This window comes from Kocuria sp. NPDC057446, from assembly GCF_042802875.1.
Lineage (GTDB): Bacteria > Actinomycetota > Actinomycetes > Actinomycetales > Micrococcaceae > Kocuria.
Genome location: NZ_JBHVDI010000094.1, coordinates 1 through 14,515, shown reverse-complemented (window position 1 = coordinate 14,515; position 14,515 = coordinate 1). Strand labels below are relative to the sequence as shown.

Below are 14,515 nucleotides of genomic sequence, written 5' to 3'. Positions count from 1 at the left end.
GGCCTTTTCAGAGCCTGGTCTGCGGATTCATCGGGTCGCCGGTCAGTCGACCACGCCGTAGAGGCGATCGCCTGCGTCCCCGAGGCCCGGGACGATGTAGGAGTTCTCGTCGAGCCGTTCGTCCCGCGCAGCCAGGACGATGCTGACCTCGGAGTCCCCCAGCTCCTCCTCGAGGGCGGCCAGGCCCTCGGGTGCGGCCAGGAGGCACACGCACGTGATCTGCTCGGCCCCGCGGCGGTAGAGGAACTTGATCGCCTCCCGCAGGGTGCCGCCCGTGGCCAGCATCGGGTCGAGCACGAAGACCTGGCGGCCGGTGAGGTCGTCGGGCAGCCGCTCGGCGTAGGTGATGATGTCGAGGGTGTCCTCGTTGCGCGCCATGCCCAGGAATCCCACCTCGGCCGTGGGGACCAGCCGGGTCATGCCCTCGAGCATGCCCAGTCCGGCGCGCAGGATCGGCACGACCAGCGGCCGGGGCTTCGACAGCCCCACGCCCGTGGTGCGCGTGACCGGTGTGTCGATCTCCACCGGCTCCACCCGGACCCCTCGGGTGGCCTCGTAGGCGAGCAGCGTCACGAGCTCCTCGACGAGCAGGCGGAACACCGGGGACGTGGTGTTCTTGTCCCGGAGCACGGTCAGTTTGTGGGCCACCAGTGGGTGGTCGAGAACGGTCACTCGCATGGACCAAAATTACCATCGGGCCGCAGGGGCACCCCGCCCCCTCGCCGGACCCGGCCCGGCGACCCGCCCAGGAGGAGACCCGCATGGCACTGCCCCCGCTTTCCCGCCCCCAGGCCCGGGCGGAGCAGTGGATGCGGCTGGCCCTCACCGAGGCCCGATCCGCACTGGAGACGGAGGACGTCCCGATCGGCGCCGTCGTCGTCGGCCCGGACGGGACGGTGGTCGGCCGGGGCCGCAACCGCCGGGAGGCCGACGGCGACCCCACCGCCCACGCCGAGATCCTGGCCCTGCGCGACGCCGCCCGCGCCCTGGGCTCGTGGCGGCTGGACGGCTGCACACTGGTCGTGACCCTCGAGCCCTGCGCGATGTGCGCGGGCGGGGTCGTCCTGGCCCGCGTGCCCCGGGTGGTGCTGGGCGCGTGGGACGACAAGGCCGGCGCGGCCGGCTCCGTCCTCGACGTGCTCCGCGAGCGGCGGCTCAACCACTGGGTGGAGGTCACCGGCGGTGTGCTGGCCGAGGAGTGCTCCCGGCTGCTCCTCGACTTCTTCGCGGCGCACCGGCGCGGCCGGGACGAGGACGCCGGCCCGCCCGCCCCCGCTCCGGCCGGCCCCTCGGGTTTTGGCGCTTGAGGACGCCAGCCGGTACAGTACTGCGAGCTGGTGACGTGTCCGAGCGGCCGAAGGTGCATCACTCGAAATGATGTTTGGTGTTAAAGCCAACGAGGGTTCAAATCCCTCCGTCACCGCCAGTCGGGAAGGCCCCGGGTCCTGAGGGATCCGGGGCCTTCCGCATGCCCGCGGGCTCCGGAACCGTCGGGCCGCCCCGGGTGCGCCGGTCCGGCCGCGCCCGCCGCCCGGCGGGGAGCACGGGCCTCCGTTGGATACCGTGGTGGCGGTCACCACGCCCGCCGAGCGGCGGGCCCGGACGGAAGAGGCACAGCATGACGACGTCGGCGCAGGCAGCCGGGCACCTGGGAACGGACGGGGAGGAGTACCCGGACGCGTACTTCGTGCGGCTGGACGGCACCCGGTTCCGCTCCACCCTGCACTCGCAGGGCGCGTGGAACGAGGCCGAGCAGCACATGGGCGCCGCCTCGGGCCTCCTCGCCCACGCCGTGGAGGTCGACCACCCCCGCCAGGACCTGCTGGCCGTGCGCTTCTCCTACGACATCCTCGGCTTCATCCCCGGCGGCGAGGTCGAGGTGGCCACCCGGGTGGTCCGCCCGGGCCGGACCATCGAGCTGGTCGAGGCCACGATGAGCCACGGCGGCCGCTCCTGCATCCGGCTCAGCGTGTGGCGGCTGCTCCGGGGCGAGACCGCCGACACCGCTGGCACGCACCGGGAGGCCCTGCCGCCGGTGACCGACGCCCTGCCCACCACGATGACCGGGCGGTGGCCGGGCGGGTACATCGCCTCCCTCGAGGGCCGCACCGTGCGCGAGCACCGGCCCGGCCGGGCGGCCATGTGGCTGCGCGCGCCGCACGCCGTCGTCGCCGGGGAGGAGTCCTCCGCCACGGCGCAGTTCCTCGCCGCGGTGGACGCCGCCAACGGCATCGCCGTGCGGGTGGGCCCCGACGAGTTGGCCTTCCCCAACGTGGACCTGAGCGTGCACCTGGTCCGGGAGCCGGTCTCCCCGTGGGTGGGCCTCGACACGCACGTCACCTTCGGCGAGACCGGGGTGGGCCTCACGGAGTCCGCGCTGCACGACGAGGCCGGCTACCTGGGCCAGGTGGCCCAGTCCCTGACGATCCGGCCGCTGCCGGTCTCCGGCTGAGCCGCACGGCCCGCGCCGCTCCGGCCGCCCCGGGCCGCCGCGTGCGACCTCCTGGCCGGTCCGGGGCGACCGCCGGGCGACCGTACAATGGGGCGGGATTCCCGACGTCGAGACCAGGGGCGACCGTGCCCCGAGGAGGCCATCCAAGTGAGCAGCATCAACATCACCGTGATCGACCGCGAGGGCAACCGCACCGAGGGCGTCGAGTGGAAGGACTACGAGAGCCTCATGGAGGCCCTCACGCGCCACAAGTACCCGATCCTCGCGACCTGCGGCGGCAACGCGTCCTGCTCCACCTGCCACTCCTACCTCGACCAGGGCTCCTTCGCGAAGGCCAACGAGATCAACGACGAGGAGGAGGACCTCCTCGACATGCTCGACGACACCCGGCACGACACCTCCCGGCTCAGCTGCCAGGTCGAGTGGTCGGAGGAGCTCGACGGCGCCGAGGTCACCATCGCCCCCGAGTGGTGAGCCCCTCGTCCCCGCCGGGACGACCCCGCCAGCTCTGAGACCAGACCCCGGACGGACCGGCCGTGCCGGCGCGCAGGAAGTGGACCATGACCGACATCCGTGAGGACCTCACGACCCGCGCCGCCTACGTCTCGGACGCGTCGATCTACCGCCGGCTGCCCGAGGCGGTGGCCGAGCCGCGCAGCGTCGAGGAGGTCCGGGAGCTGCTGGCGCTCGCGAAGGAGCGGGGCTGGTCGGTGGTCTCCCGCGGCGGGGGCACCTCCGTGGCGGGCAACGCGATCGGCGACGGGCTGGTCATCGACACGTCTCGCCACTTCAACCGGATCCTGTCGATCGACCCCGAGGCGATGACCGCCACGATCGAGCCCGGCGTGATCTGCGACCAGCTGCGCTCCGCGGCGTCCGAGTTCGGCCTCACCTACGGCCCCGACCCCTCGACGCACTCCCGGTGCACGATCGGCGGGATGGTCGCCAACAACGCGTGCGGCTCCCACTCCGTGGCGTGGGGCACCTCCGCGGACAACCTGGTCTCGCTGAAGGTCATGCTCGCCGACGGCCGCATCGTGGAGCTGCGCGAGGGCGGCACCTCCGAGCCGGGGATCGACCGGGCGCTGACCGGGATCCGGGACCGTCACCTGGCGATGCTGCGCACCGAGCTCGGCCAGTTCCCGCGCCAGGTCTCCGGGTACGGGCTGCACTACCTGCTGGGCGAGAAGGGCTTCGACGCCGCCAAGGCCTTCGCCGGCACGGAGGGCACCTGCGGGGTCATCACCGAGCTGACGGTCCGGCTGGTGGCCAAGCCCGCCCACACGGCCCTCGCCGTGCTGGGCTTTACGGACGCGTTCGAGGCCGCCACCGCGGCGCCGAGGCTGCGCGTGCCCGGGGTGTACACCATCGAGGGCATGGGCGCGGACCTGCTCGACGCCCTGCGCACCCGGCAGGGCCAGGAGCACGCCGGCGGGGAGCTGCCGGCCGGCGGCGGCTGGCTGTACTGCGAGGTCGGCGCGGGCACCCTCGAGGAGGCCGAGGCGGCCGCCCGGGAGCTGCCGGGGCTCGTCCCGGAGAACGTCGTGGACTCCGTGATCGTCTCCGACGCGGGGCAGGCCAAGGCCCTGTGGCGGATCCGCGAGGCGGGCGCGGGCATCGTGACCCGTCTGCCCGAGGGCGGGGAGGCCTGGCCGGGCTGGGAGGACTCCGCGGTCCCGCCGGCGCGGCTGGGCGAGTACCTGCGCGACCTCTACGACCTGCTGCACGAGCTGGGCCTCACCGGCATCCCTTTCGGGCACTTCGGGGAGGGCTGCGTGCACATCCGCATCTCCTTCGACCTCGGTACCGAGGAGGGGACGGCGACCTACCGCACGTTCGTCGAGCGCGCCGCGCGGCTCGTGCACGGCTACGGCGGCTCGGTCTCCGGGGAGCACGGCGACGGCCGGGCCCGCTCCGAGCTGCTGGCCACGATCTACTCCCCCGAGGCGCTGGCCGCCTTCGCCGAGTTCAAGGCGGTCTTCGACCCGGACGGGTTCTTCAACCCCGGTGTGCTGGTGGACCCGGAGCCCGTCGACCAGGGGATCCGCCCCGGCCCCGGTGCGCGCACGTTCGAGCTGACGCCCGTGCACGCGTTCTCCCGCGACGGCGGCTCGTTCACCAGCGCGGTCAACCGGTGCGTGGGCGTGGGCTCCTGCCGCTCCGACGTCGGGGCCATGTGCCCGTCCTTCCAGGCCACCCGCGACGAGGTGCACTCGACCCGCGGGCGCGCCCGGTCCCTGGCCGAGATGCTGCGCGGGGAGTCCATCACGGAGGGCTGGAAGTCGAAGGAGACCCTCGAGGCCCTGGACCTGTGCCTGTCCTGCAAGGCCTGCGCCTCCGAGTGCCCGGTCAACGTGGACATGGCGACGTACAAGGCCGAGTTCCTGCACCACCACTACCGGCACGGCCTGAGCTCCTTCCTGGGGCGCGGCCGGCGGCCGATGGCCCACTTCACGATGGGCTGGATGCCGCTCCTGATGCGGATCGTCGAGAAGGTGCCCCTCTCCTTCCGGCTGATCAACCTGCTCGAGTCCCACCGCGCCGTCGAGGAGCTGACGAAGCGGCTCGGCGGGATCGAGCCGGAGCGGCGGATGATCTCCTTCGCGGAGCAGCCGCTCACCCGGTGGTTCCGCGGCCGCCCCGCCCGCCGCCCCGGCGACGACGCCGACGGCCGGCCCACCGTGGTGCTGTGGCCGGACACGTTCACGAACTTCTCCGCCGACGCCCCCGGAAAGGCCGCCGTGGAGGTCCTCGAGGCCATGGGCTACCGGGTGCTGCTGCCCATGGGCAACGTGTGCTGCGGGCTGACCTGGCACTCCACCGGGCAGCTGGACATGACGCAGAAGGTCCTCCGGGACACCCTCGACGTGATGGAGCCGCTGCTGGCGGCCGGGTACCCGATCATCGGCCTCGAGCCCTCGTGCACGGTCATGCTCCAGGAGGAGATCACCGAGCTGCTCCCCGAGGACCCCCGGGCGAAGCGGGTCACCGAGCTGACGACGACGCTCGGCGCGTTCGCGGCCCGCCACCTCGACGAGGGCGGCGCGTGGCCGTTCCGGGAGCTCGCCACCGAGGCGGGTCCCGCCGGCGCCGTGTGCCAGGTCCACTGCCACCAGCAGTCGATGAGCGGCTACGGCCCGGAGCTCCGGGTGCTCGCGGAGCTGGGCGTGGACACCGCCGTGGTCGGCGGCGGGTGCTGCGGGCTCGCGGGCAACTGGGGCTTCGAGCCCGGGCACTACGAGGTCTCGCAGACCCTCGGGGAGCGCGAGCTGTTCCCCGCGATCCGGGCCGCCGCGGAGGGGACGATCGTGCTGGCCGACGGCTTCTCGTGCCGGACCCAGATCGCCCAGGGCACGGGCGCCGACGGCGTCCACCTCGCCGAGGTGATGCGCGCGGCGCTGCCTCCTGCGGAGTCCGGCGAGCGGTAGCGCACCGGGCGCGGCACCGGCCGGGGCGGGGCGCCGCCTCCGGCCCGGGTGTCGGTGGCCCCGCCTAGAATGAAGGGCCTGGGAGGGAGTGCTTCCCGGGTCGTGGCACGCCACGACGTCCGTCCGAGGAGGATGTCCCCCCATGTCTTCGCTCTCCCCCGCTCGCCGCCCCGCCCTGGGCGCCGTCGCCCTCGCGGCCGCGCTGCTGCTCACCGCCTGCGCGGGCGAGGAGCCGGCCGGCGGCGCCCCCGACGACACGGATGCCACCGCGACGACGTCGCCGGGAGCGGCTCCGGCCACCGGGGCGGAGACGGCCACGGGGCCGGCCGGGGACGGCGACGAGGCCGCGGCGCAGGGCAGCGCCGAGCCGGTGGAGTCCGCCGCGGTCGAGGGCCCGGCGGAGCGGACCGCGACCGACGGGGACACGACGGCCGGGGACGGGGCGTCCGCGGCGGACACTGCTGCGGAGAACCCCGCCGCGGAGCACCCTGCCGGGGAGGACGCTGCCGAGGAGCGCACGGACGGCAGCGCCGCCGGGTCCACCGCGCAGGGCGACGGCGCCGCCGCCGGCGGCAGCAGCGCGGGCGCGCGCACCGGCGGCTCTCCCCTGTGCAGCACGTCCCAGCTCGAGGTCGCAGCCACCCCCGTGGGCGGTGCCGCCGGGTCCGTCCACGTGGACGTCGTCCTCACCAACGCGGGCGAGGGCCCGTGCACGCTGGCCGGCTACGCCGGAGTGTCCTTCGTCGACGCCGACGGCACGATGATCGGCTCGCCGGCCCTGCGGGACGCCTCCGTCCCCGGCACCGGCCGGGTCGTGGCGCCCGGGGAGTCCGTCGCCGCGGGCCTGCGGGTGAGCCAGGCCCGCAACCACCCGACCTGCGACGCCCGGACCGCCGCCGGGCTGCGCGTCTACCCGCCCGAGAACACGGAGTCCGTCGTGGTCCCCTTCCCCGTGGAGGCCTGCGGTGACCCGCGGATCCACCAGCTCGAGATCCAGGGCCTTGGCGGCTGAACCAGCCCTGAGCCTGTTCACCGAGCACACCCGGGCCTGGTTCTCGGGTGCGTTCGCCGCGCCCACCGCCGCCCAGGAGGGCGCGTGGCGGGCGATCGCCGCGCGCCGCCACGCCCTGATCGTGGCGCCCACCGGCTCCGGCAAGACCCTGGCCGCGTTCCTGTGGGCGCTGGACCGGTTCGTGGCCGAGGCGGCACCCGGCACCGGTGCGGGCGCCGCCGGCGCCACCGCCGGATCCGACGCCGCGGGCGGCGCACCTGCCGGCCCGGGGACGCTGCGGGCCAAGGCCCGCTCCGCCGGCGCCGCGGGCGGGCGGCGCGGCACCCGTGTCCTCTACATCTCCCCGCTCAAGGCGCTGGGCGTGGACGTGGAGCGCAACCTGCGGGCCCCGCTGATCGGCATCTCGCAGACGGCGCGGCACGCCGGGATCGAGCCGCCGGAGATCAGCGTGGGCGTCCGCTCCGGGGACACGCCCCAGGCGATCCGCCGCGCGCTGCTCACCAATCCGCCGGACATCCTCATCACCACCCCCGAGTCGCTGTACCTGATGCTGACCTCCAAGGCCCGGGAGACCCTCACGGACGTGCAGACGGTCATCGTGGACGAGGTGCACGCCGTGGCCGGCACCAAGCGCGGGGCACACCTGGCCCTGACGCTCGAACGGCTGGACGCCCTGCTGGAGCAGCCGGTGCAGCGCATCGGGCTCTCCGCGACCGTCGAGCCGATCGAGACGGTGGCCCGGTTCCTGGGCGGGCGGGAACCGGTCACCGTCGTCGCGCCGAGGACGGAGAAGACCTGGGACCTCACGGTCTCGGTGCCCATCCCGGACATGACCGTGCTGGGCGGGCCGAGCGCCTCGCCGTCCCTGGCCGGGTCGGCCTTCGGGGACGACGACCTCGACGCCCTCGCCCCCACGACCACGGCGTCGATCTGGCCGCACGTCGAGGAGCGGGTCGTGGACCTGGTGCTCGAGAACCGCTCGACCATCGTGTTCGCCAACTCCCGCGGCCTCGCCGAGAAGCTCACCGCGCGGCTCAACGAGATCTACGCGTTCCGGGTGGAGCACACGGACCCCGGTCCCCCGGACGGCGGCGCCCGGGACGACGCCCCCGGCCACGGCGCGGCCCCGGGCAGCACCGGCCGGGGCGGTCCCGGTCCGCACGACGACGGGACGACCGGGACCCCGGCCGGATCCGCGCCCCGGCAGGTCGGGGAGGTGCTGCGCTCGGCCCTGACCGGGCCGGACCCCGCCTCCTCCGCCGGGGCCGTGCCCGAGGCCGCGGAGCTGCGCCGGCAGACCGGCCGCTACGAGGGCGCCGCGCCGGTGCTGGCGCGCGCCCACCACGGCTCGGTCTCCAAGGACCAGCGGGCGGTGATCGAGGACGACCTCAAGACCGGGCGGCTGCGCTGCGTGGTGGCCACGTCCTCCCTGGAGCTCGGCATCGACATGGGCGCGGTGGACCTGGTGGTCCAGATCGAGGCCCCGCCCTCGGCGGCCTCGGGCCTGCAGCGCGTGGGCCGCGCCGGTCACCAGGTGGGCGAGGTCTCGCGGGGCTGGTTCTACCCCAAGCACCGCGGGGACCTGCTGGACGCCGCGGTCACGGTGGAGCGGATGCTGCAGGGCCGGATCGAGCCGCTCGCGGTCCCGCTCAACCCCCTGGACGTCCTGGCCCAGCAGACCGTCGCGGCCACCGCCCTGGGACCGGTCGACGTCGAGGAGTGGTTCGACACCGTCCGCCGGTCCTGCCCGTTCCTGACCCTGCCCCGCTCGGCCTACGACGCGACCCTGGACCTGCTCGCGGGCCGCTACCCCTCCGACGAGTTCGCCGAGCTGCGCCCGCGGATCGTGTGGGACCGGGAGACCGGGACCGTCGAGGGCCGGCCCGGGGCGCAGCGCCTGGCCGTGACCTCCGGCGGCACGATCCCGGACCGCGGCCTGTTCGCGGTCTACCTCGTGGGCGAGCAGGACGGGAAGAACTCCAAGCGGGTGGGCGAGCTCGACGAGGAGATGGTCTACGAGTCCCGCGTGGGGGACGTGATCGCCCTGGGCGCCTCGAGCTGGCGGATCGAGGAGATCACCCACGACCGCGTCATCGTCTCCCCCGCCCCCGGCGTGCCGGGCAAGCTCCCGTTCTGGCACGGCGACGGCCCCGGCCGGCCCGTGGAGCTGGGCCGCGCGGTGGGCCGGTTCAACCGCGAGATCGCCGGGGCGTCCGCGGAGGACGCCCGCGCCCGGCTGCGCGCGGCGGGGCTCGACGAGTGGGCCGCCGACAACCTGCTGGCCTACGTGGGCGAGCAGAAGGAGGCCGTGGGCCAGGTCCCGTCGGACCGGCTCTTCGTGGTCGAGCGCTTCCACGACGAGCTCGGGGACTGGCGCGTGGTGCTGCACTCGCCGTTCGGGATGCCCGTGCACGCCCCGTGGGCGCTGGCCGTGGGCGCCCGGCTGCACGAGCGGTACGGGCTGGACGGCTCCGCGCAGGCCGCCGACGACGGCATCGTGCTGCGCGTGCCCGCCATGGAGGATGAGCCCCCGGGGGCGGAGCTGTTCCTCTTCGACGCCGACGAGCTCGACCAGATCGTCACCGAGGAGGTGGGCGGCTCCGCGCTGTTCGCGTCCCGGTTCCGGGAGTGCGCCGCCCGGGCCCTGCTGCTGCCCCGGCGCGACCCCGGCCGGCGCTCCCCGCTGTGGCAGCAGCGCCAGCGCTCGGCGCAGCTGCTGGACGTGGCCCGGAAGTACCCGCAGTTCCCGATCATCCTGGAGACCATCCGCGAGTGCCTCCAGGACGTCTACGACCTGCCCGCGCTCAAGGATTTGCACCGGGCGGTCGAACGGCGCGCGATCCGGGTGGTCGAGACCACCACGGAGCAGCCCTCGCCCTTCGCCCGCACCCTGCTGTTCGGCTACGTGGCCCAGTTCCTGTACGAGGGGGACTCCCCGCTCGCCGAGCGCAAGGCGGCCGTGCTGTCCCTCGACGCCGCCCTGCTCAACGAGCTGCTGGGCCGGGCCGAGCTGCGGGAGCTGCTGGACCCCGACGTCATCGAGCGCACGGAGGCGGAGCTGCAGCGGCTGGCCCCGGACCGGCGGCTGCGCGGGGTCGAGGGCGCGGCCGACCTGCTGCGCCTGCTCGGCCCGCTCACCACCGCCGAGGCCGTCCGCCGGCTCCAGGACCCCGGGGACCCGGAGGCCCCGTGCCCCGAGGACGTCGCCGCCGGATGGCTCGACCAGCTCGTGGCCGCCAACCGCGCCCTGAAGGTGCACCTGCGCGGCGTCGAGCACTGGGCCGCGATCGAGGACGCCGCCCGGCTGCGCGACGCCCTCGGCGTCCCCCTGCCCATGGGGGTGCCGCTGGCCTTCGTGGAGCCGGTCGAGGACCCGCTGGCCGATCTCGTCTCCCGCTACGCGCGCACCCACGGGCCCTTCACCGTGGACGAGGCCGCCGCCCGGCTGGGACTGGGCCCGGCCGTGGTGCGCACCACGCTGGAGCGGCTCGCCGCGGACCGGCGCGTGGTGGAGGGCGAGTTCCGCCCGGTGCGCCCGGACGGCGGCGGGGCCGGCCCGGCGGCCTCCGAGTGGTGCGAGTCCGAGGTGCTGCGCCGGATCCGGCGCCGCTCGCTGGCCGCGCTGCGCCGGGACGTGGAGCCCGTCTCCGGGCAGGTCTACGCCCGGTTCCTGCCGGCCTGGCAGCACGTCGGCCGGGGCCACCAGCTGCGCGGCGAGGACGGGGTGCTGACGGTGGTGGACCAGCTCGCGGGCGTGGCCGTGCCCGCCTCGGCCTGGGAGCCCCTCGTGCTCGCGGCCCGGGTGGCCGACTACCGGCCCGAGCTGCTGGACGAGCTGACCGCCTCCGGGGAGATCCTCTGGTCCGGCGCCGGGTCCCTGGCCGGCGACGACGGGTGGGTGTCGCTGCACCTGAGCGAGGCCGCCCAGCTCACCCTGCCCCCCGCCGAGACCCTCGAGGTCGCGGCGGCGGCCCTGGACTCCACGCTGGAGCGGCGGGTCCTCGACGTGCTGGCCCCCGGCGGCGCGTGGTTCTTCCCGCAGCTGCTGGGCCTGCTCGACGCCGCGGGGGACCCCGTTCCCGCCGCGGAGCTGACCACCGCGCTGTGGAACCTCGTCTGGTCCGGGCTGATCACCAACGACACCTTCCTGCCCGTGCGCTCCCTGCTGGCCGGCGGGCAGGCCGCCCACCGGCACAAGGCCCAGGCCCCGCGGGGCCGCACCACGTCGCGCCGGGGCGCCGCCCGGCTGCGGCCCGGCGGGTCCGCCCGCCCCGGGGCCGGCGGATCGCTGCGCGCCCCGGGCCGGGCGGCCACCCTGGAGCGCCACGACTCCCCGCTCGTGGCCGGGCGCTGGTCGATGCTGCGCCCCGAGCCCCTCGACCCCACGCTGCGGGCGTCGGCCACCGCGGAGCTGCTCATGGACCGCTACGGCGTGGTGACCAAGGGCCCGGTGGCGGTCGAGGAGCTCCCCGGCGGCTTCGCCACCGTCTACAAGGTGCTCTCCACGCTCGAGGACACGGGCCGGGCCCGCCGCGGCTACTTCGTCGAGGGCCTGGGCGCCGCCCAGTTCGCCCAGGCCGCCACGGTGGACCACCTGCGCACGTTCAGCACCGACGACCAGGTCCGCGCCGAGGAGCCCGTGGCGCTGGCGCTGGCCGCGACCGACCCCGCCAATCCCTACGGGGCGGCCCTCGAGTGGCCGGAGCCCGTGTCCGTGCCCGGCCCGGACGGCGGGGACGTGCCCGCCGGGCGGCACCGGCCGGGCCGGAAGGCGGGCGCCGTCGTCGTGCTCGTGGACGGCGCCCTGGCCCTGTACGTCGAGCGCGGGGGACGCACCGTCCTCGCGTTCACGGACGACCCCGCCGCCCTGGCGGCCGTCGGTCCCGCCGTGGCCGGGACCGTCCGCCGGGGAGCGGTGGACAAGCTGACCATCGAGAAGGTCAACGGCGCCGGGGTCCTGGGGCACGGGCCCGTGGAGACCGCGGTGCGGGAGTCCCTGCTGGCCGGCGGGTTCTACTCGACACCGCGCGGACTGAGGATGCGCCGGTGAACGCGGACCCGAGCACCGGGGGCGGCCGTGCCCGAGGGTGACACCGTCTACCGCCAGGCCGCCCTGCTGCGCCGCGCCCTGGCCGGGAGGATCCTGACCCGCAGCGACCTCCGGTTCCCGTCGATCGCCACCGCGGACCTGTCGGGGCGCACGGTGACCGAGGTGGTGCCGCGGGGCAAGCACCTGCTGATCCGCACCGACGGCGGCCCCGACGGCCCGGCCCCGCTCACCCTGCACTCCCACCTGCTCATGGAGGGCATGTGGCACGTCTACCCGCGCGGCGCCCGGTGGCGGCGCCCCGCCCACCAGGCGCGGGCGGTGCTCGAGAACGTGGCCGCGCAGGCCGTCGGCTTCGACCTCGGCATGCTGGACCTCGTGGCCACGGCCGACGAGGACGAGCTCGTGGGCCACCTCGGCCCGGACCTGCTGGGCCCCGACTGGGACCGGGCCGAGGCGCTGGCCCGGCTCGCCCGCCATCCCCGACGGCACGTGGGGGCCGCGCTGATGGACCAGCGCAACCTCGCCGGGATCGGCAACGTCTACCGCAACGAGGTGCTGTTCCTGCAACGGCTGCACCCGTTCACCCCGGTGGCCGCCGTCCCGGACCTCGGCGCGGTCGTGGATCTGTCCCACCGCCTGCTGCACGTCAACCGGGACCGTCCGCAGCGCTCCACCGTGGGCGGCCCGGCCCGCCGCGGCGAGCAGTTCTGGGTCTACGGCCGCGGCCGGCAGCCGTGCCGCCGGTGCGGCCGTCCCGTCCGGGAGGCGCGGATCGACGACGCCGAGCTCGTCCCCGGCGAGCCGTACCCGGGTCCGCCGCGGGACCGGGCGGTGTGGTTCTGCGAGCGCTGCCAGCCCCTCCCCTCCTGAGTCCGGTCCGCGCGGCTTATCATGAGACCGCCGCCCCAGCGGCCCGACACCATGAGGAGGCACCATCAACACGACCCTGCTCGGCGCAGAGTACTTCGCGGCACCCGAGGACGGCACGGACGGCGAGGTGTTCCGCTCGGCGTCCCGGGCCTCCGCCGCCGCCCTGGACCAGCGCGACGACGTGGTCCGCTACAAGGACCGCTTCGCGCTGCGGATCACGGACCAGACCCCGCACGACGTCATGGTCCAGAACCTGCTCTTCCTGCGCGGGGTCCTGGACTCCGCGGGCGTCGACTACCTGCTGGTGCGGGGCAACGACGAGCGGCCCGTCATCGCCGTGGACCTCAGGGACCGGCCCCGGCTGCGGCAGGCCCTCGTGGACGCGGCCGTGGGCGAGCCGTACTACGTCAAGCCCATGGACACCAAGAAGAAGACCGTGCAGCTGCTGGCCGACGGCGAGCTGTCCTCCCGCCGCAACGCCCGGGTGCTGCGGCTGTTCCGGCCCCACTACGCCGCGGAGTCCAAGCTCTACTACGGCGCCGGCACCGGCGTGCAGGTGGAGCTGTGGGAGTTCGGCGAGGACGAGATCCGGCTGCCCATCGAGAACTCCCTGACCCGGCGCACCGTCCCGGTGGCCGAGGCCGTGCGCGGCACCGTGGAGCGCTTCGGTCTCACCTGGCCCACGATCGAGAACATGTTCGCCGACCACGCGATCGACATCGACTTCCCCGTCGACATGATCTTCTCCTGGGTGGACGGCTCCGACGAGGAGTACCGCCGCGTCCGGGCCTCCTACATGGCCGACGCCGTGGTGGGCGAGGGCGACGCCCACGAGGCCCGCTTCCGGCAGGTGGACGAGCTGAAGTACGCCCTGCGCTCGGTGCACATGTTCGCCCCGTGGGTGCGCAACATCCACATCGCCACCGACTCCCGGCCGCCGGAGTGGCTCGCCGACCACCCGCGCGTGCGGGTCGTGCGCAGCGAGGAGTTCTTCGCGGACACCTCGGCGCTGCCGATCTACAACTCGCAGGCGGTGGAGGCGCAGCTGCACCACATCGAGGGGCTCTCGGAGCACTACCTGTACTCCAACGACGACATGTTCTTCGGCCGCCCGATCGGCCCGGCGCTGTTCTTCTCGCCTGGCGGGATCACGAAGTTCGTGGAGAACGAGACGCGCATCGGGCTGGGCGAGAACTCCGCCGAGCGCTCGGGGTTCGAGAACGCGGCCCGCGTCAACCGCCGGCTCCTGTGGGAGCGCTTCGGCCGCATCACCACCCGCCACCTGCAGCACTGCGCCGCTCCCCTGCGGCGCAGCGTGGTCGCCGAGATGGAGCGGGAGTTCCCCGCCGAGTTCGCCCGCACGGCCGCCAGCCGCTTCCGCGCGGCCGACAACATCTCGGTCACCAACTCGCTCTACCACTACTACGCGCTGCTGACCGGCCGGGCCGTGACCCAGGAGACGGCGCGCACGGAGTACGTGGACACCACCACGCGCTCCGGGCTGCAGCAGATGGAGAAGCTGCTCGGCCGGCGCAGCCTGGACATGTTCTGCCTCAACGACGGCAGCTTCCCGGAGGTGCCCGGCCCCGAGCGCGCCGAACGGATGACGCAGTTCCTGGAGCGCTACTACCCCATCAAGGCGCCCTGGGAGAAGTGACCGCACGCGCGCGGGCGGGGCCGGCGCAGGGACTCCCGCGCCGGCC

The 14,515-nt window shown here is 74.9% G+C and carries 9 protein-coding genes and 1 tRNA gene; 9 read left to right on the top strand and 1 reads right to left on the bottom strand.

All coding sequences use genetic code 11. From position 1 onward, the window contains the following. Nucleotides 1–42 precede the first annotated feature (42 nt). Nucleotides 43–678 carry a uracil phosphoribosyltransferase gene (gene upp / locus ACFU0Y_RS12000; RefSeq protein WP_380214748.1) on the bottom strand — a complete coding sequence of 212 codons (636 nt, stop codon included), beginning with the start codon at nt 676–678 and terminating at the stop codon, nt 43–45. Nucleotides 679–761: 83 nt separating this feature from the next. On the opposite strand from upp, the gene tadA reads away from it, so the two are divergent. The 9 genes from tadA (at nt 762) to ACFU0Y_RS11955 (ending at nt 14,469) form a co-directional block, all read left to right on the top strand. Continuing rightward, the gene (tadA, locus tag ACFU0Y_RS11995) at nt 762–1,307 is read left to right on the top strand and encodes a tRNA adenosine(34) deaminase TadA (RefSeq protein ID WP_380214747.1); all 546 of its coding nucleotides are present in this window, start codon (nt 762–764) and stop codon (nt 1,305–1,307) included. Nucleotides 1,308–1,336: 29 nt separating this feature from the next. Further along, nucleotides 1,337–1,426, top strand: a tRNA-Ser gene (locus ACFU0Y_RS11990). 192 nt (nt 1,427–1,618) lie between these two features. Beyond that, nucleotides 1,619–2,452: a thioesterase family protein gene (locus ACFU0Y_RS11985; protein WP_380214746.1), complete on the top strand. Its 834-nt coding sequence runs from the start codon at nt 1,619–1,621 to the stop codon at nt 2,450–2,452. Between the two features lie 147 nt (nt 2,453–2,599). Then, nucleotides 2,600–2,926 (top strand): 2Fe-2S iron-sulfur cluster-binding protein, encoded by a 327-nt coding sequence (locus ACFU0Y_RS11980; RefSeq protein WP_380214745.1) that lies wholly within the window; start codon nt 2,600–2,602, stop codon nt 2,924–2,926. An 86-nt stretch (nt 2,927–3,012) separates the two neighbouring features. Beyond that, nucleotides 3,013–5,880 carry an FAD-binding and (Fe-S)-binding domain-containing protein gene (locus ACFU0Y_RS11975; protein WP_380214744.1) on the top strand — a complete coding sequence of 956 codons (2,868 nt, stop codon included), beginning with the start codon at nt 3,013–3,015 and terminating at the stop codon, nt 5,878–5,880. 142 nt (nt 5,881–6,022) lie between these two features. Then, on the top strand, nt 6,023–6,892 hold the full coding sequence (locus tag ACFU0Y_RS11970) for a DUF4232 domain-containing protein (protein WP_380214743.1): 870 nt from the start codon (nt 6,023–6,025) through the stop codon (nt 6,890–6,892). After that, complete coding sequence (locus ACFU0Y_RS11965) at nt 6,882–11,942, top strand: DEAD/DEAH box helicase (RefSeq protein ID WP_380214742.1); 5,061 nt, start codon at nt 6,882–6,884, stop codon at nt 11,940–11,942. Before ACFU0Y_RS11970 ends, ACFU0Y_RS11965 begins: the two co-directional genes overlap by 11 nt. 27 nt (nt 11,943–11,969) lie before the next feature. Continuing rightward, the gene (locus ACFU0Y_RS11960) at nt 11,970–12,812 is read left to right on the top strand and encodes a DNA-formamidopyrimidine glycosylase family protein (RefSeq protein WP_380214741.1); all 843 of its coding nucleotides are present in this window, start codon (nt 11,970–11,972) and stop codon (nt 12,810–12,812) included. Between the two features lie 127 nt (nt 12,813–12,939). Beyond that, on the top strand, nt 12,940–14,469 hold the full coding sequence (locus ACFU0Y_RS11955) for a stealth conserved region 3 domain-containing protein (RefSeq protein WP_380214740.1): 1,530 nt from the start codon (nt 12,940–12,942) through the stop codon (nt 14,467–14,469). Nucleotides 14,470–14,515: the final 46 nt, after the last annotated feature.